The organism is Nonomuraea bangladeshensis (assembly GCF_039529455.1).
GTDB classification, from domain to species: domain Bacteria; phylum Actinomycetota; class Actinomycetes; order Streptosporangiales; family Streptosporangiaceae; genus Nonomuraea; species Nonomuraea bangladeshensis.
Genome location: NZ_BAAAMV010000005.1, coordinates 603,705 through 620,685, shown reverse-complemented (window position 1 = coordinate 620,685; position 16,981 = coordinate 603,705). Strand labels below are relative to the sequence as shown.

The 16,981-nt window shown below is 74.4% G+C and carries 16 protein-coding genes; 6 read left to right on the top strand and 10 right to left on the bottom strand.

What is annotated here, in order from left to right:
* Positions 1-30: 30 nt before the first annotated feature.
* The 6 genes from ABD292_RS18780 to ABD292_RS18755 all read right to left on the bottom strand — a co-directional run bounded on the left by ABD292_RS18780 (position 31) and on the right by ABD292_RS18755 (position 5,069).
* Positions 31-1,449 (bottom strand): LCP family protein, encoded by a 1,419-nt coding sequence (locus ABD292_RS18780; RefSeq protein WP_344208812.1) that lies wholly within the window; start codon positions 1,447-1,449, stop codon positions 31-33.
* A gap of 171 nt (positions 1,450-1,620) precedes the next feature.
* A complete protein-coding gene (locus ABD292_RS18775) occupies positions 1,621-1,887 on the bottom strand; it encodes a DUF6510 family protein (protein ID WP_020542957.1) in 267 nt (88 codons plus the stop codon).
* Position 1,888: 1 nt separating this feature from the next.
* Positions 1,889-2,617 carry a ferredoxin reductase gene (locus tag ABD292_RS18770; RefSeq protein WP_344208809.1) on the bottom strand — a complete coding sequence of 243 codons (729 nt, stop codon included), beginning with the start codon at positions 2,615-2,617 and terminating at the stop codon, positions 1,889-1,891.
* Between the two features lies 1 nt (position 2,618).
* Complete coding sequence (locus ABD292_RS18765; RefSeq protein WP_344208807.1) at positions 2,619-3,218, bottom strand: sulfite oxidase-like oxidoreductase; 600 nt, start codon at positions 3,216-3,218, stop codon at positions 2,619-2,621.
* A gap of 13 nt (positions 3,219-3,231) precedes the next feature.
* On the bottom strand, positions 3,232-3,909 hold the full coding sequence (locus tag ABD292_RS18760; RefSeq protein WP_344208805.1) for a response regulator: 678 nt from the start codon (positions 3,907-3,909) through the stop codon (positions 3,232-3,234).
* Positions 3,906-5,069, bottom strand: a complete 1,164-nt coding sequence (locus ABD292_RS18755; protein ID WP_344208802.1) for a sensor histidine kinase — start codon at positions 5,067-5,069, stop codon at positions 3,906-3,908. Before ABD292_RS18755 ends, ABD292_RS18760 begins: the two co-directional genes overlap by 4 nt.
* Positions 5,070-5,234: 165 nt before the next feature.
* On the opposite strand from ABD292_RS18755, the gene ABD292_RS18750 reads away from it, so the two are divergent.
* Positions 5,235-6,338 (top strand): carboxymuconolactone decarboxylase family protein, encoded by a 1,104-nt coding sequence (locus ABD292_RS18750; RefSeq protein ID WP_344208800.1) that lies wholly within the window; start codon positions 5,235-5,237, stop codon positions 6,336-6,338.
* Here ABD292_RS18750 and ABD292_RS18745 read toward each other — a convergent pair.
* Positions 6,254-6,733 (bottom strand): MSMEG_6728 family protein, encoded by a 480-nt coding sequence (locus tag ABD292_RS18745; protein WP_344208798.1) that lies wholly within the window; start codon positions 6,731-6,733, stop codon positions 6,254-6,256. The genes ABD292_RS18750 and ABD292_RS18745 overlap by 85 nt on opposite strands.
* Before the next feature lie 74 nt (positions 6,734-6,807).
* Between ABD292_RS18745 and ABD292_RS18740 the strand changes: the two genes are divergently transcribed.
* The 3 genes from ABD292_RS18740 (at position 6,808) to ABD292_RS18730 (ending at position 11,120) form a co-directional block, all read left to right on the top strand.
* Positions 6,808-9,087 carry a xanthine dehydrogenase family protein molybdopterin-binding subunit gene (locus tag ABD292_RS18740; protein WP_344208796.1) on the top strand — a complete coding sequence of 760 codons (2,280 nt, stop codon included), beginning with the start codon at positions 6,808-6,810 and terminating at the stop codon, positions 9,085-9,087.
* 126 nt (positions 9,088-9,213) lie between these two features.
* Positions 9,214-9,684, top strand: a complete 471-nt coding sequence (locus ABD292_RS18735; protein ID WP_344208793.1) for an ATP-binding protein — start codon at positions 9,214-9,216, stop codon at positions 9,682-9,684.
* Between the two features lie 92 nt (positions 9,685-9,776).
* Positions 9,777-11,120: a right-handed parallel beta-helix repeat-containing protein gene (locus tag ABD292_RS18730; protein WP_344208791.1), complete on the top strand. Its 1,344-nt coding sequence runs from the start codon at positions 9,777-9,779 to the stop codon at positions 11,118-11,120.
* A 5-nt stretch (positions 11,121-11,125) separates the two neighbouring features.
* Here the strand turns inward: ABD292_RS18730 and ABD292_RS18725 are convergent, their stop codons facing one another.
* A complete protein-coding gene (locus tag ABD292_RS18725; protein ID WP_344208789.1) occupies positions 11,126-12,487 on the bottom strand; it encodes a DHA2 family efflux MFS transporter permease subunit in 1,362 nt (453 codons plus the stop codon).
* Positions 12,488-12,572: 85 nt separating this feature from the next.
* On the opposite strand from ABD292_RS18725, the gene ABD292_RS18720 reads away from it, so the two are divergent.
* Positions 12,573-13,559: an Lrp/AsnC family transcriptional regulator gene (locus tag ABD292_RS18720; protein WP_344208787.1), complete on the top strand. Its 987-nt coding sequence runs from the start codon at positions 12,573-12,575 to the stop codon at positions 13,557-13,559.
* 18 nt (positions 13,560-13,577) lie between these two features.
* A complete protein-coding gene (locus ABD292_RS18715) occupies positions 13,578-15,776 on the top strand; it encodes a polysaccharide lyase 8 family protein (RefSeq protein WP_344208785.1) in 2,199 nt (732 codons plus the stop codon).
* On the opposite strand, the gene ABD292_RS18710 is transcribed toward ABD292_RS18715, so the two are convergent.
* Both ABD292_RS18710 and ABD292_RS18705 read right to left on the bottom strand, forming a co-directional pair.
* The gene (locus ABD292_RS18710) at positions 15,757-16,155 is read right to left on the bottom strand and encodes a VOC family protein (protein WP_344208783.1); all 399 of its coding nucleotides are present in this window, start codon (positions 16,153-16,155) and stop codon (positions 15,757-15,759) included. The two genes, ABD292_RS18715 and ABD292_RS18710, sit on opposite strands and share 20 nt — an antisense overlap.
* A 53-nt stretch (positions 16,156-16,208) precedes the next feature.
* The gene (locus ABD292_RS18705; RefSeq protein ID WP_344208781.1) at positions 16,209-16,976 is read right to left on the bottom strand and encodes a helix-turn-helix domain-containing protein; all 768 of its coding nucleotides are present in this window, start codon (positions 16,974-16,976) and stop codon (positions 16,209-16,211) included.
* Between the last annotated feature and the right edge of the window lie 5 nt (positions 16,977-16,981).

The following is a 16,981-nucleotide window of genomic DNA, read 5'->3' as shown; positions in this document are numbered from 1 at the left end:
AAAAGGACTTTATCCGGCGCGGGACGGTCCTCAGGTGGCGCAGGAGTCGTGGGTGGCGTCGAAGCCCTTGATCGCCTCGCCGTCGTCGGGACGCAGCTCCTTCAGGCCCTTCCAGTCGTCGCCGATCACCAGCACGAGCTGGTTGGTCCGGGCCTTGGGCAGCTCGCGCAGCGACGCGCCGAGCAGGTCGCCGGTGAGGGTCGGGACGCGGGTCTCGCCGTTGGGGCCGTAGAGCACGGTGGTCTTCGCGTACGGCTTGCGGGCGGTGTCGCCGATCTTCGTGACGTGGTAGCCGCGCTGTTCGAGGAAGGCGGCGACCTGGGTGCCGAGGCCGCCGCGCCAGGTGCCGTTGCGCAGCTCGACCTGGATCTTGGAGCGGCCCACCTTGGCCTGGCCGCCCTTGACGCCCTCGACGCTCTGGTCCTTGGCGACGATCTGGAACAGCCGGTTGGCCTGCGGCTGCGTCCACTCCACCCGGCCCGGCTGGGTGAGCGAGTAGTGCCACGGGGTGGTGATGAACCGGATCTTGCCGGCGTCGAGCCCCTGAAGGCTGGTGGCGAGGTCCTTCATGACGCCCGTGGTCAGGTCGCGGTCGGTGGTGACCGCCTTGGTGGCCGCGTCGAGCAGGCCGAACAGCTTCGCCGGATCGGTCAGCGTCTCGCCGCTCATCACCTGCTTGACCATCGAGGCGATGAACATCTGCTGCCGCTGGATGCGCCCGATGTCGGAGCCGTCGCCGAAGCTGTAGCGGGCGCGTACGTAGCCGAGCGCCTGCTCGCCGTTGAGCTTCTGCCGGCCGGCGGGCAGGTGCAGCAGCGCCTTCTTGTCGTCCACGCGCTGCGGCAGGCAGACCTCGACGCCGCCGAGGGCGTTGACGATGCCCTTGAAGCCGGTGAAGTCGACCTTCACGAAGTGGTCGATGCGGATGTGGGTGAGGTGCTCGATCGTCTTCCAGGTGCAGCCGATGCCGCCCGAGTTGAACGACTCGTTGATCATGCCGAGGTGCGCCCGCTGCCCAGGGAACGCGCCCGTGGCCCGGCAGGCCGGAAGCTGCACGAGCGAGTCGCGCGGGAAGCTGACGACCATCGCGTTGTCGCGCTTGGACGACACGTGCATCAGCATGATCGTGTCGGTGCGCTCGCCCGCGATCGAGTGGCCGTATCTGGCGTTCTTGCCGTCGCGCTGGTCGGAGCCGACCACCAGGACGTTCATCGCGGTGCCGGCGACCTTCGGCGGGCGGGTCGTGCCGAGGTCGTCGGAGGTGAGGTCCTCGTGCTTGATGTTGCCGTTGAGCTTGGCGAGGACGCCGACCGCGACGCCCGCCACCAGCAGGACGACGGTCACCGAGATCGCCAGCACCCACCGCAGCCAGCGGCGGCGCCGGCGCGGCTGCGCGCCCGGCTCCGAGTCCGGCTCGGAGGCCGGCGCGTCGACAAGCCCGCTGCTCACGTGACTCCCCAAGGGACGGGGCCGAAGGGCGGGCCGCCCCTGGCCAAGAGCCTCGCCGTACAGTTCTCGGCCGTGGATCGAGCCCGAGTGTATCCAGTCAGCGGCGCGTGCGGGCCCGCATCCGGACGTCCGGGCGGGAAGGACCCGATATGTTCATCCGCCCGCCATGCCTCACTCGGGCAGGGGAACCCGGAGGGACACCACGCCCCGCAGGTCGAGCCAGGCCGCGCCGGGGCCGCGGACGAGCCGCATCAGCACCTCCTCGCAGCCGGGGCAGCGGGCCACCAGGCCGGGTTCGGGGCCGTAGACGCGCATCTCGCCGACCGGGCCGGTGCGCCCGCAGTGGACGCAGCGGCCGGTCGCCGCGGTGAGGTCCACGGCGAAGAGCTCGCCGAGCGGGCCCGCCAGGACGTTGCCGTCCAGGTGGTCAGCGGTCATGTCACCCTCCGGTCGGGCCGAATCGTTCGGTACGGATGCGCTCAGGCGCGTGCCCGAGCGTCAGCAGCAGGTCGGCGGCGGCCTCCACGAACCCGGTCGGCCCGCACACGTAGCAGTCGGCCTCGAACCCGGCCGGCCAGCCGCCCTCCGCCAGGTCGGCCAGCGTGACGCGCCCGGCCGGGCGGGACGCGCCGTCGGGCGCGGCCCTGGTGTAGAGGTAGGCGACGTCCAGGCCGGGGTCGGGCCGGCGCAGCTCCTCGGCGTAGTAGCGGCTCTCCGGGTCGCGCAGCGAGTAGACCAGGCGGAACGGCGCCCGGCTGCCCGTACGGCGGCGCTCCCTGATCATCGCCATCAGCGGGACGATCCCGGACCCGCCGCCGACCAGCAGCACCGGAGCCTTGCCCGCCGGCCGCCAGACGAACCAGCCGCCCACCGGCCCCCGGATCTCGACCTGGTCGCCGGGCTCCATCACCCCGGTCAGGTACGGCGACACCTCGCCGTCCGGCACGGTCTCCACCGTCAGCGTGACCAGCTCGCCGTCCGGCGGCGCGGCCAGCGAGTAGCTGCGCTGCGCGGTGTAGCCGTCCTCCGCCGTCAGCCGCACGTCCACGTGCTGGCCCGCCAGGTGGCCGGGCCAGCCGGGCACCTCGAACACGAGCGTGCGCGCGGTGGCCGTCTCCGCCCTGCCCTCGCGCAGGCGGGCGGCCCGCCAGGGGAGGCGGCCGCGCACCTCAGTCGCCCTCGTAACGCTGCTCGCGCCACGGGTCGCCGTAGTTGTGGTAGCCCGCGGTCTCCCAGAAGCCCGGATGGTCGTCGTCGAGCAGGTGGATGCCACGCACCCACTTGGCCGACTTCCACAGGTAGAGGTGCGGGACGAGCAGCCGGGCCGGGCCGCCGTGCTGGGGCGCCAGCTCCTCGCCGTCGAAGCGGTGCGCGATCCACGCCTTGCCGTCGAGCAGGTCCTCCACCGGCAGGTTCGTGGTGTAGCCGCCGTAGGAGTGGATCAGCGCGTGGTCGGCGGCGCTCTCGACGTCCTCGAAGAGCACGTCCAGGGAGACGCCCTGCCACCTGGTGTCCAGCTTCGACCATTTGGTCACGCAGTGCAGGTCGACGGTCGGCGTCTCCTGGGGCAGCGCCATCAGCTCGTCCCAGGACCACCGGTGCGCGTGCCCCGACTCCGTGCCGATGGTGAACTCCCAACGCTCCCGCGGCACCCGCGGCGTCGGCCCCGCGGACAGCACGGGGAAGTCCTCGACGAGGTACTGGCCGGGAGGCAGCCGGTCGTCGTCGTCCCTGCGCCGTCCACGGAAGCCTCGCGAAACCACGCCCACGAACCGCTCCTCCCTAGTGATCGACGTCCATTTCACCACGTCGGGGGGCGACCAGCCCGGATTCATAGGCGAACACCACGAGTTGCGCCCGGTCACGGGCGTGCAGCTTGGTCATCGCCCGGCTGACGTGCGTCTTCGCGGTGGTCGGGCTGATCACCATGTGGGCGGCGATCTCGTCGTTGGACAGGCCGCGGGCGACCAGCGCGGTGACCTCGCGCTCGCGGTTGGTCAGCACGCCCAGCGCCTCGGGGGACGGGCCGGGGCGGCGGGCGACGTACTCGCCGATCAGGCGGCGGGTGATCGCGGGGGACAGCAGGGCGTCGCCTCGGGCCGCCACGCGGACGCCCTGGAGCAGGTCGGCGGGCTCGGTGTCCTTCACCAGGAAGCCGCCGGCGCCGGCCCGCAGGGCGCCCACGACGTACTCGTCGAGGCCGTAGTTGGTGAGGATCACGACGTGCGTGCCGGACAGGCGGTCGTCGGCGGCGATCCGGCGGGTGGCCTCGATGCCGTCCATGACCGGCATCTGGATGTCGACCAGGGCCACGTCGGGGCGGTGCTCCAGGGCCAGCGCGACGGCCTGCTCGCCGTTCGCGGCCTCGGCGACCACCTCCAGGTCGTCCTCGGCCTCCAGCAGGGCGCGGAAGCCGCCGCGGATAAGCGCCTGGTCGTCGGCGAGCAGGACGCGGATCACGCCGGCTCCCGCAGCGGCAGCGCGGCCTGGACGGTGAAGCCGCCCTCGGGGCGGGGCTCGGTGCGCAGCCGGCCGCCGAGCGCCGACACGCGCTCGCGCATGCCGCGCAGGCCGGTGCCGGGGACGGGGGGCTCGCCGGCCGACGCGCTGCCGTCGTCGTCCACCTGCACCACCAGCTCGGCGTCCGCGTACTCGACGCGCACCCGCGCCGCCGCCGCTCCGGCGTGGCGTGAGACGTTGGTGAGCGCCTCCTGGACGATCCGGTACGCGGCCCGGTCCACCTCGGGCGGCAGCGCGCGCCGGGCTCCCGCGACGGTCACCGTGGTCGGCAGGCCGATCGAATGGGCCCGCCGCACCAGGTCGTCGAGCCGGTCCAGCCCGCTCGGCACGTCCTCCTCCGGAGTGGGGGCGGGGTCGCGCAGGACCTCCAGGGTGGCGCGCAGCTCGCGCATGGCGTCACCGCTCGCCTCCTGGATCGCGAGCAGCGCCGCGGGCACCTCCTCGCCCCGCTTGCGCGCCAGGTGCACGGCCACCCCGGCCTGCACCTTGATGACCGAGATGCTGTGGGTGAGCGAGTCGTGCAGCTCCCTGGCGATGCGCAGCCGCTCCTCGCCCGCCCGCCGCCTGGCGGCCTCCTCGCGGGTGCGCTCGGCCTCGGCGGCCCGCTGCTGGGCCTGCTCCAGGTACGCCTGCCGGTGCCGGGTCACCGTCGCCGCCACCCCGGCCGCCACGAACCAGCCGAGCAGCAGCGTCGTGGCCTGCAGGATCTCCTTGGCGCTCCGGTCGGTGACGGTGGCGAAATCCGTGGCGAGGCTCGCGCCCAGGAAGGCGGTGGCGGCGAGCGCGGGGAGCAGCCGGTGACCGTACCTGACCGCGCCGAACACCGAGATCATCACGGGGAACGCGGCCGGCGGCCCCGGCTGGGCGTGCACGGCGTAGACGAGCATGGCGGCCGTGCTCCCGGCCAGCGCCGGCAGGGGAGCCCGCCGCCAGGCCGCGAGCGCCAGCGAGCCGGCGAGCACTGCTCCGAGGTCGATCGAGAGGCCGGCCGGGTCCGGGTGCGGTGTGCCGATGAGCACGTTGACCGTCAGCATGACGGCGACGACCCCGGCGAGCAGCGCGTCCTGGGCGGACGGCCCCAAGCGCTCCAGATACCTCACCTCTGCAGATTAGGGTTTTTCCAGGCGGTGATCCTCCGCAGAAGGGCGTATTCTCCGGCTACTTCCGGCGTAGTACGCGGCGGGCATCCCGGTTGCGCGGGGTACGGGGAGAAGCATCCGGCGGCACGACGACCGCGGGCCCGCTGGGGCCGCACGATGTCCGGCATGGACGACACGACCAGAAACAGGGGCCAGTTCCGCTACGTGACCCCGGTGCCGCCCGACGCCGCGACCGGCAGGGTCGCCGACGTCTACCGGCAGCTCGCCGACGACTTCGGCATGGCGCGCATGGCGGTCTTCCTGACCCTGTCGCCCGCGCCCGAGGTGCTGGCGGCCACCTGGGCGCTGCTGCGCGAGACGCTGCTCGCGGGGGACGTCCCGCGCACCGGCAAGGAGGTCGTGGCGCTGGGGGTGTCGCTGGCCAACCGGTGCCCGTTCTGCGTGGCGGCGCACACGACGCTGCTGCACGCGACCGGCGACCACCGGCTCGCCGAGACCGTCGCCGCAGGCGGCGTCCCCGACGATCCCGGGCACGCGCGGCTGCTGGCTTGGGCCAAGGACCGGGGCCCGGCGCCGTTCCCCGCCGAGCACGCCCCCGAGTACGTAGGGACCGCACTGACCTTTCACTTCGTCAACCGGATCGCCTCGGCGCTGCTCACCGAGAACCTGCTGCCCGGCAACCTGCAGCGGTCGCGGCTGGTGCGGAGCGTGGGCGGGCGGGCGATGTCGCGGACGGTGCGCAGGCGGCTGCCCGGCGGGGCGGCCCTGCCGCTGATCGCCGATCTGGGCGGGCGTCCCGAGCCCGGCTGGGCGCGGCGCAGGCCGGCCGGCGTGGCCTACGCGGCGCTGCGCACGGTGGCGGGCGACGGGGGCGACCTGCTCAGCGTCGAGGCCAGGGACGCCGTCGCCGGCGCGGTCGCCGCCTGGGACGGCGAACACCCGCTGATGGGCGGTGCCCGGCTGGACGGCCTGCTCGCCGGGCTCCCGCCCGCCGACCGGCCCGCGGCCCGGCTGGCGCTGCTCACGGCGCTGGCGCCGTACCGGGTGACGGACGCCGACGTGGCCGCCTGGCGCGGCTCCGGCTCGGGAGGGGACGCCGCGCTGGTGCGGATCATCGCTTATGGGGCGATCCTCGCGACCGAGTGGGCGGAGAGCGTGATCATCGCGGGCCTCCCGCCGACGGGCTACGCCGGAGGCGGGAGGCGGTCGGAGCGGGGCCAGACGTACTCCAGGTCGTCGGGCTCCTCGTCGCCGAACTTCGGCCGGTAGTAGGCGGGGTCCTTGCGCAGGAGGGCCGAACGGTGGCTGCGGTGCAGGGCCTCGTCGCCGAGCCAGGGCGGCAGCTCGCCGGCCGTGGCGAGCTCGGGCTGGCGGCGGATCTCGGAGGTGCCGCGGAGCTGGGCCAGCTCGGTGGTCATGGTGGCGGCGCAGGTGTCGGCGCGGCCCAGGGCGCACCAGGTGTCGCAGACCTCCAGGCCGTAGCGGATGAGCGCCTCTTCGTACCCGGCCCACATCTTGACGACGGGGTGGTGCCGCCAGCCGTAGCCGGGGACGGTGAGGGCGCGCAGGATCTGCAGGGTCTCGACCCGCTGCTTGCCGAGCCGCAGCGGGTCGAGCACCCCCGCTGTCGCCACAAAATCCGGATAAGGCAGGAACGTCTGCATCGGCCACCCCCTCTGACCTGCTCCTACCCCTGGATCGTCTGGACCGCTCGCCGAAGCGCGCTCACAATCGGCCCATGGGAGACGGATATGTCGGCGCCAGGACGCCGCGACGGGAAGACGCCCGGCTGCTGACCGGACGGGCCAGGTACGTCGGCAACGTCCGGTTGCCCAGCCAGGCGTACGCGCACGTGATCCGCAGCCCCATCGCGCACGGGCGGCTGCTCGGCTGCGACGTCAAGGGAGCCTGGGCGGCCGAGGGCGTGCTCGACGTGATCACCCCGGCGGACGCCGCGGGCCTCCGCCTGCCCTGCGTCAACCTCTCACCGGGCCAGCGCCTCACCGGCTACCCGGTGCTGGACGAGACCATCAGGTACGCGGGCCAGCCCCTCGCCCTCGTCGTCGCCCGTACCCCCGAGGCCGCCAGGGACGCCGCCGACCTCGTCGACCTGGAGCTCGGCGAGCTGCCCGCGCTCGTCGGCGCGGAGCGGGCGCTGGCGGCGGACGCCCCGCTGCTCCACCCCGAGCTGGGCACGAACGTCGTCACCGAGTTCCTGCTCGGCGACGACGACTGCGCGGCCGTGATCGAGGGAGCGGCGCACGTCGTGGAGATGACGTTCCGGATGGGACGGGTCTCGCCGCACCCCATCGAGCCGCGCGGCGTCGTGGCCGACTGGTCCGGCGACGAGCTGACCGTGCACATCTCCACGCAGGCGCCGCACCACGTGCGCGAGCACCTGGCCGAGGCGCTCGGCCTCTCGCACGACCGGGTACGGGTGATCGCCGGCGACACCGGCGGCGGCTTCGGCGCCAAGGAGCACGTCTACCCGGACGAGACGCTGATCTGCCTGGCCGCGACGCGCCTCGGCCGCCCGGTGGCCTGGACGGAGGCCCCTGGCGACCGGCTGCTGGCCACGCTGCCCGCGCGGGCCGCCGTGCACCGGGGACGGCTGGCGCTGGACCACGACGGGCGGTTCCTGGCCCTGGAGGCGGACGTGCTCGCCGACCTCGGCGCCCACCCGTCCAACGCGGGCGCCTCGACGGCGGCGGTGACCGCCACGCTGCTGCCCGGCCCGTACCGGTTCGAGCGCGTCGGCGTCCGCGTGCGGGCCGTGATGACCACCACGACCCCCACCGGCTCCTACCGCGGCTTCGGCCAGCCCGAGGGGACACTGACGCGGGAGCGGCTGATCGACGAGGCCGCCCGCAGGCTGGGCGTCGACCCGGTCGAGCTGCGGCTGCGCAACATGCTGCGGCCGGACGAGCTGCCGTGCACGACCCGCGTCCATCAGCGCTACGACTCGGGCGACTATCCGCGTGCCCTGCGGACGCTGCGCGACCTGGTCGAGCCGGTGGTGAAGGACGACGGCCGGCGGCGCGGCATCGGCTGGTCCTGCCATGTCGAGAGCACCGGCATGGGACCGTCCGACGACCTCAAGGCCATCGGGATCCTGGCCGGCGGCTACGAGACGGCGGTGCTGCGGATGGAGCAGGACGCCTCCGTGGTCGTCGCCTCGGGCGTGGTCGGCATGGGCCAGGGCATCGAGACCGCGCTGGCGCAGCTCGCCGCCGACCGGGTGGGGGTGCCGCTGGAGCGGGTGCGGGTGGTGCTGGGGGACACGGCGGCGACGCCGTACTCGTCGGTGGGGTCGATCGCCAGCCGGGCGCTGACGCTCGGCGGCGGCGCGCTGGTGCGGGCGGCGGCGCGGCTGCGGGACAAACTGCTGGCCATCGCGGCGCACCGGCTGGAGGCCGCGCAGGAGGACCTGGAGCTCGTCGGCGACGTCGTACGGGTCAAGGGCGACCCGCAGGCGTCGGTGCCGCTGCGCGAGCTGGCCACGTCCGCCTGGCGGGGCTGGGACCTGCCGGAGGGCGTGCCGCCCGGCCTGGAGGAGCGGGTCAGCTACGACCCGCCCGGCTACACCTACGCCTACGGCGCGCACGCGGCGGCCGTCGCCGTGGACCCGGAGACGGGCGCGGTCGAGGTCGAGCGCTACTGGGCGGTGAACGACGCGGGCGTGCTGGTGAACCCCGCCGTGGTGGAGGGCCAGATCCACGGCGGCGTCGCCCAGGGGCTCGGACAGGCGCTGACCGAGGACATCGGCTACAGCGAGGAGGGCCAGCCGATCACCGACTACCTGCTGCCGACCACCCGGGAGGTTCCGGACATCCAGGTCGTCCTGCTGGAGACGCCGTCGCCGATCACGCCGGGCGGCATGAAGGGGGTGGGCGAGGCGGGCACGATCGGCCCGCCGGCCGCCGTCGCCAACGCGGTCGCCGCCGCCCTTCCCGAGGTCGCCGACCGGGTCACGGACGTGCCGCTGACCCCGGCGGCGGTGTGGTCGCTGCTGCGCTGAGGTTCCGTTCTCCTTTCCGTGAGTTCACGATTTCTCACCGGAAACATCGAGCCGGACGGCCGTCTCGTGCGTACACGTTTCGACAGCCGCTTCAGTTCACCCGTGAACCCCCGGAAGCGAGACGTTATGACGACCACCCTGCGATCGCCCCGCCGGCGCGGGACGCGGTACGTGTGGCCGCTGCGGGAGGACGTCCGGACGGTCGCTCACGCGCGCACGGTCATCCGGCGGCACCTGTCGGACCTCGGCCTGCACCCCGACCTCGTCCACGACGCCGTGCTCATGGTGAGCGAGCTGGTGACCAACGCCTTCATGTACGGGGAGGCGCCGTACGAGCTGCTGCTGCACGTGGACGCCAAGGACATCATGTGCGTGGTCGTGGACGGCGGCCCGGCCCCGCCCGAGCCCGGGCCGCCCGACCTGGAGGCCGAGCACGGGCGCGGCCTGCGCATCGTGGCCCGGCTCTCCGACGGCTTCTACGGCTGCCACCCCCAGCGTTACGCCACGCGTCCCGAGCTGGTGGGCAAGGGCACCTGGTTCGCCCTGCCCCGCGAGGGCCCGGCGTGCGCCGTCGTGCCGATTCGTTCTGGGACATAGCTTATTAAGTCAGGACTTCCCGGCTACAGTGTCAGCCGCGAGCCGTGGATGATCTTCGTCGAGGGACGGGCCGCGGCCGCCCTGGAGGCCGTATGTCTGTCTGGATCCCGCGTGCCGGCGCCGCGGTCGCCGTCCTCGCGCTCGCCGCAGCCCTCACCGCCTCACCGGCGTCGGCCGCAGCCGCGCGGACGTACTACGTGGACGCCGTCAACGGCAGCGACGCGGCGGCCGGCACCTCGCCCGCCACCGCGTGGAAGACGCTCACCAAGGCGTCCGGCGCGGCCCTCGCCCCCGGCGACCGGCTGCTGCTCGCCCGCGGCAGCACCTGGCAGGGGCAGCAGCTCGCCATCACCGGCTCGGGCACCTCCGCCGCGCCGATCGTCGTGGACGCCTACGGCACCGCCGCCGCCCGCCCGGTGATCACCGGGCACGCCGAGGCGTGCGTGAGCCTCGAAGGCGCCCACATCGAGCTCTACAACCTGCAGATCGGGATCGCGCGGGACGGCGCGCGCTGCACGTGGGCCGGGGTGAAGGTCTCCGGCGACGACAACGTGGTCGAGCGCAACCTCATCACCGGCGCCGCCGCCGGCGTCTACATCGAGCAGGGCACGCGCTACACGGCCGTGACGGCCAACGACTTCGTCGACAACGACCACATGAGCACGCTCACCCCGAAGGACGTCGACGACAACGACGACTCGGGCGCGTTCGCGATCCTCGTCCAGGGCGACGACTCCAACATCGGCTGGAACGAGATCCGCGGCTCCTCCGCCTTCAGCCACGACTACGGCACGGACGGCGCCGCCGTCGAGATCTTCCTCGGCTCGCGCAACCGGATCCACCACAACATCGCCGTGGACAACGAGACCTTCACCGAGCTCGGCACCAGCAGGGACGTCAACCCCGACGGCAGCCCGTCCGACCCCGACGGCACCACGGGCAACGTCTTCGAGTACAACGTGATCACCGGGCCGGAGACCCAGGCCGCGCTGGTGACCAGGGGGCCGCAGGAGCCCGGCGAGGATCCCGACCCCAACGGCCCCGTCCTCGGCACCGTCTTCCGCAACAACAGCGTCCGCCTCACCCACGCCGACTCCCAGGGCGTGATCTGCGACGCCTCCTGCACGAACGCGCACCTGTCCATGTCCCAGAACATCGTCCAGGCCGTGGTCAAGACCGCCTACGGCCCCGGCGTCACCGACAGCCACCACAACGTGTTCTTCGGCGCCCGCCAGCACCAGATGGGCGGCACCGCCAACGTCACGGCCGACCCGCTGTTCGACCTGACCGACGCCGCCCAGCCGCTCAGGCTCCGCGCCGGCAGCCCGGCCATCGACCTCGGCGTGACGCGGTTCAGCGACCAGGACGTCGCCGGGCGCGCCATCGACGGCAGCGACGGCCCCGTGGACGCCGGAGCCCACGAGTACGACAAGTAAGCGGGTCAGCGCCGGACGGCGGCGAGGACCAGCAGCCCCGCCGCCAGCCCGGTCAGCGCGGCGGCCAGGTAGACCTCGTTCAGCGCCGCGTACGCCGCCCTGCCCCCGCCCTGGTAGAGCAGGCCGAGCGCGGCGACGCCGAGCGCGTAGCCGAGCTGCCTGACCGTGTTGACCGCGCCGGCCGCCATGCCCGCCCGGTGCGGCGGGACGGCGCCCATGGCGGCCGAGTTGAGCGCCGGGATGGCGAGGCCCACGCCGACGCCGACCACCACCAGGCCGGGCGCGAGCGCGGTCCAGCCCGTGTCCGGGCCGAGCCGGCCCTGGAGGAACGCGCCCGCGGCGATGAGCAGCAGCCCGCCGCCGAGCGCGACGCGCGGCGACAGCCGGGGGAGTAGCCGGGCGGCGGCCACCGAGACCACCAGGGACGTGACCGCCATCGGCGACAGCGCCACCCCCGCCAGCACCGGCCCGAGCGCCAGGGACTGCTGCAGCCAGAGCGAGGTGAAGGCGAGGCAGGCGAAGGCGGCCGGCATGAGCAGCCCGGCGCCCGCCATGATCCCGCTGAACGACCGGTTCGCGAACAGCCGCAGGTCCAGCATGGGCCGCGGGCTCCGCAGCTCGATCACCAGGAACGCGGCCAGCGCCACCGTGGCGGCGGCCAGCGGCCCGAGCGTCCGCGCCGCCGCCCAGCCGTGCTGCCCGGCCTCGATCAGCCCGTACGTCAGCGCCCCCGCCGCCACCGTGAACGTCGCCATCCCCGCCCAGTCGAGCCCGGCCCCGCCCGGCAGCCGCGACTCCTTGACCGAGCGCAGCGTGAGCCAGGCGGCGACCAGGCTGATGGGCAGGTTCACCAGGAAGATGGCCCGCCAGTGCAGGTGTTCGGTGAGCAGGCCGCCGAGCACGGGCGCGACGGCGGCGGCGGCCCCGTTCACGCCGCCCCACACGCCGAACGCGATGCCCCGCTGCCGCCCCTCGTAGGTGGCGCTGACCAGGGCGAGCGTGGTGGCCATCATGGCCGCGCCGCCCGCGCCCTGCACCACCCTGGCCGCCAGCAGCAGCGCGCCGTTCGGGGCGACCCCGCAGGCCAGCGAGGCCAGCGCGAACACCGCCAGCGCCACCAGGTAGACCCGCCGGCGGCCGGCGTGGTCCGCGACGGACCCGGCCGCCAGCAGCAGGGCGGCGAGGGCCAGCGCGTAGCCGTCGAGCAGCCACTGCGTGTCGCCGAACGACATCCGCAGGTCGGCGGCGATCGGGGGGAGCGCGACCATGACGATGGTCACGTCGACGAGCAGCATGAAGGCGCCGAGGCAGGCGGCGACCAGCGGCCGCCAGCTCGCGGTCGTGGTGGGGGTCGTCACTTGTGTCATGAGTGCCAAGGTCGGGGACGGATGCCGGTTCTCGCCCGAAAACCGGGCCGTTCTGCCGGATTTCCGTGCGAGCTACGCTCCTGTGGTGGAAAACATCACGCTGGACGAGGTGGACCGGGGGCTGCTGCACGCGCTCCAGGTGGACGGGCGGGCCTCGTTCAGCCGGATCGCGGACGTGCTCGGCGTGTCCGACCAGCGGGTGGCGCGCCGCTACCGGCGGCTGCGCTCCACCGGGATGCTGCGGGTGGTGGGCGTGGTGGACGGGCGGCGGCTCGGCTACGAGTCGTGGGCGCTGCGGCTGCGGTGCACGCCCGACGCGGCGAGCTCGATCGCCGAGGCGCTGGGGCGGCGCCCCGACACGTCCTGGGTGCACCTGCTGTCCGGCGGCACCGAGATCTCCTGCGGCACCCTCCAGCGCACGCCCGCCCAGCGGCAGGAGCTGCTGCTCAACAAGCTGGCCAGGACGAGCCGGGTGCTGTCGGTGGTGGCGCACCGGACGCTGCACGTGTTCGTCGGCGGGCGGATCGGCTGGGCCGGGCTGGCGGCGCTCTCCGCCGACCAGGTGGCCCGCCTGGAGGCCGGCCGGACGTACCCGGGACACGGCTCCACCGGCGAACCCGTCGTCTCCCTGAGCGCGGGCGACGAGGCGCTGCTCCGGGCGCTGTCGCTGGACGGCCGGGCGGTCCACGCCGACCTCGCCGCGGCCACCGGCTGGTCGGAGTCCACGGTCAAGCGCCGCATGGAGCAGCTGTGCGCGGCCGGCGTGCTCTTCTTCGACATGGACGTGCTGCCCCCGCTGCTCGGCTACCAGGTGGAGGCGCAGCTCTGGATGTCGGTGCCGCCCGCCGAACTGCACGCGACGGGACGGGCGCTGACCCGGCATCCCGAGGTGGCCTTCGCGGGCGCGACGACCGGCCCGCACAACCTGGCGGCCAGCATCGTGTGCCGCGACGACGCGGCGTTCTACCGCTACCTGACGGAGGATCTGGGCGCGCTGCCCGCGATCCGCCAGATCGAGACGGCCCCCATCATCCGCACGATCAAACGCGCCGGCGCCCTGCTGCCCGGCTGAGCGCCGATAATCGGAAAGGTGCGGCGGCGGGCGTTCCTGCGGGCCGGCGGGGTGGCGGCGGCCGGGGTGGCCGGGGCGCTGACGCCGGCCGGGGTCGCGCGCACGCCCGACGACTGCTTCGTCCGCTTACGCCGCCGCTGGCGCGAGCTCGCCGCGGGCTCCGGCTACGACCCGGCGGCCGAACCCTACCGGGCCGAGCTGGCGACCCTGGGCCGGGCCGCCGTCCGCCACCTGGACACGATGGCGCCGGGGCCCGGCCGGCTCTGGCCGGACCAGCCGTTCCCCTCCTTCGTCGCGACGCCGCGCCGCCTGCGGACGATGGCCCGCGCGTACGCGCTGCCCGGCACCGGCCTGACCGGCGACCCCGCGCTCGCCGAGGCGGTGGCCGCCGGGATCGACCATTACCGGCGGCACGTGTACGCGGCCGGCGCCTACCCGGCGGGCAACTGGTGGCACTGGCAGATCGGCGTCCCGAAGGCGCTGCTCGACGCGTCCGCACTGGTCGAGCCGCAGCTCGGCGAGGAGCGCCGGCGCGCGCTGGCCGGGGCCGTGGACCACTTCGTCCCCCAGCACCGCCTCGGCTCCTACAGCGGCACCAGCACCGCCGCCAATCGGGTGGACCTGTGCCTGGTGATGCTCCTGCGGGCCATGCTCGACGGCGACCACGGCAGGGCGGACCTCGCGGTCGCCGCGCTGGCGCCGGTGTTCCGGTACGTCGGCGAGGGCGACGGCTTCTACCGGGACGGCTCGTTCATCCAGCACGCGTACGTCCCCTACCAGGGCTCCTACGGGGTGACGCTGCTGTCGGGCGCGGCCGTGATCTTCGCGCTGCTGCGCGGCTCGCCGTGGGAGGTCACCCATCCGGTGGCCTTCGAGGTGGTGGAGCGCTCGTTCGCGCCGTTCGTGCGCGACGGGGCGTGCATGGATCTCGTGAGCGGGCGTGCCGTCGGCCGGCGCCCCTTCGGCGACCACGAGCGGGGCCACGCGCTCGCCGACGCGATCCTGCTGCTCGGCGAGGTGGCCCCGGCCGCGTACCGGGCCCGCTGGCAGGCGCTGGTGAAGGGCTGGGCGGCGCGGAGCGGTCACCGGCCCGCGCTGGAGCCCGCCGCGCACGCCCGCCTGGCGGCGGTTGAGGCCGATCCCGCGGTGCCGGCCGCGCCCGAGCCGGTCGGGCACCGGCTGCTGCCGATGAGCGCGCGGGCGGTGCACCGGCGGCCCGGCTGGTGCGCGGCGCTCAGCATGTCCTCCGACCGCATCGGGCACTACGAGCACGGCAACGGCGAGAACCCGCGCGGCTGGCACACCGGCTCGGGGATGCTCTACTGGTGGGCGGACGGCCACGGCGAGCACTACTCCGACGCCTTCTGGCCCACCGTCGACCCCTACCGCCTGCCCGGCACGACCGTCTCGGCCAGGCGGCTGCCGGACGGCGCGGGCGGCGCGTGGGGCGACACCCGTACGCCGTGGCGGTGGGTCGGCGGGGCCACGGACGGCACGTACGCGGCCGTCGGCCAGCACCTGAGCGGGCTGGAGAGCACGCTGGAGGCCTTCGCGTCGTGGTTCTTCCTCGACGACGCCGTGGTCTGCCTCGGCGCGGGCATCACCGCCGAGGACGGCACGCCGGTCGAGACGATCGTCGACAATCGCAGGACCGCCGCGCGGCTCACCCAGGGGGAGGGCTGGGCGCACCTGGAGGGCCACGGCGGCTACCTGGCGCCCGGCGGGCGGCTCCGCACGCTGCGGGAGCGCCGCGCGGGCGGCGGGTTCGCCCGCGACTACGTCACGCTCTGGCTCGACCACGGCGTCGACCCGCGCTCGGCCGGCTACCACTACGTCCTGCTGCCGGGCGCGACGCCGGAGGAGACACGGGCCCGCGCGGCAGAGCCCGGCCGCGTGCGGGTGCTCGCCAACTCCACCGGCGCGCAGGCCGTGCACGTGCCCGCCCTCGGCCTCACGGCGGCGAACTTCTGGCTCGCCGGTTCGGCCGGCGGCCTGACCGCCTCCGCTCCGTGCGCGATCCTGGCCCGCGAGCACGGCGACGGCACGGCCACGCTGGCGGTGTCCGACCCCCGCCGCGACCTGGAGGAGCTGACGGTCACCTGGGACCGGCCGATCGCCGGCCTGCTCGCCGGGGACGCCCTCCTGACCGGCTCCACCCTGTCCTTCCGGGGTCTCGCCGCCCGTGAGGGCGCCTCGGTCACCGTACGTCTGGCTTGAGCTCTCCGGAGATGATCCACAGGTGGCCGAACGGGTCACGGACGCGGCCCGAGCGCTTGCCGTAGGGCCGGTTCTCGATCGGCACGACCACCTCGGCGCCGTGGGCGACCATGCGCGCCCCGACCACGTCAGGGTCGTCGACCTCGATCTCCACGAGCACCGCCGACCCGCCGAGATCGTCGGGCGACAGCCACCCCCACGCCGCGACGGCCGGCGAGACCCGGAAGGACGCCCCGCCGACGCGGTGATCGATGACACTGGGCCTGCCGTCGTCGCCCGGAGGGGCGCTGAACACCTGATCAGCGCCCAGGGCGGCCTGGTAGAACGCCGACGCGAGTTCGGGGTCGGGCACGACGAGCCGGGGAAAGAGAGACGTCATGCGCCCATCGTCGGGCCGGGCGGAGGCGACGGTCTTGAAGATTTGGGCACGCCCTACGCGGTGAGTCCTTCGACGCGCAGCCACTCGGCAGGCGTACACCCGGCCATGACCCGCCATTCCCTGGTGAAGTGCGCCTGGTCGGCGAACCCCGCCGCGGCGGCCACCGCCGCCAGGCTGACCGTCCCGGCACGGGCGGCGGCCACGAGCCCGCCACGCGCGGTCTCGAACCGCAGGAGCCGCTGGTACTCCTTCGGCGTCACCCCCAGCTCCCGCCGGACCGTACCACTCAGGTGACGCCGCGAGCACCCGAGCCGCCGAGCCGCCTCCTGCACCCGACCGGCCCCGGACAGCGCCGCCAGCACGGCCCGCAGCTCCTCACCCCCGCTGTACCGCGTCCGCCCGGCCAGCAGAGCGCTCTCGACGACGGCCCGGCGTTGCGGCCAGGACCGGCACGCCGCCAGCCGCTCCGGCAGATGAGCCATCGCCGGAGCCACGTCGGCGAGATCGGCGACCTGCCCCGCCAGCGCCGCCGCCGGCACCCCCAGCAGCGCGCCCGCCCCCGCCGGGCTGAGCGTCAGCCACACACCCTGCGTGCCGCCCACCTGCCGCAACTCGGCCGCGTCCAGATGAAGACCGGCGACAACGGCCCGGAACCGCTCACGCGAGCCGGACCGTCCAGGCCACCCGATCTCCAGCGAGTCCGCCTCGGGGATGGTGACCGACACCGTGGACGAGGGCAGCCCCCGATGCGTGCCGTCCGCGCCGAGCTCATAGGGGCTCAGCGTCACCACGAACGGCGCCAGCGCGGCGGACCTCCGCACGTCGG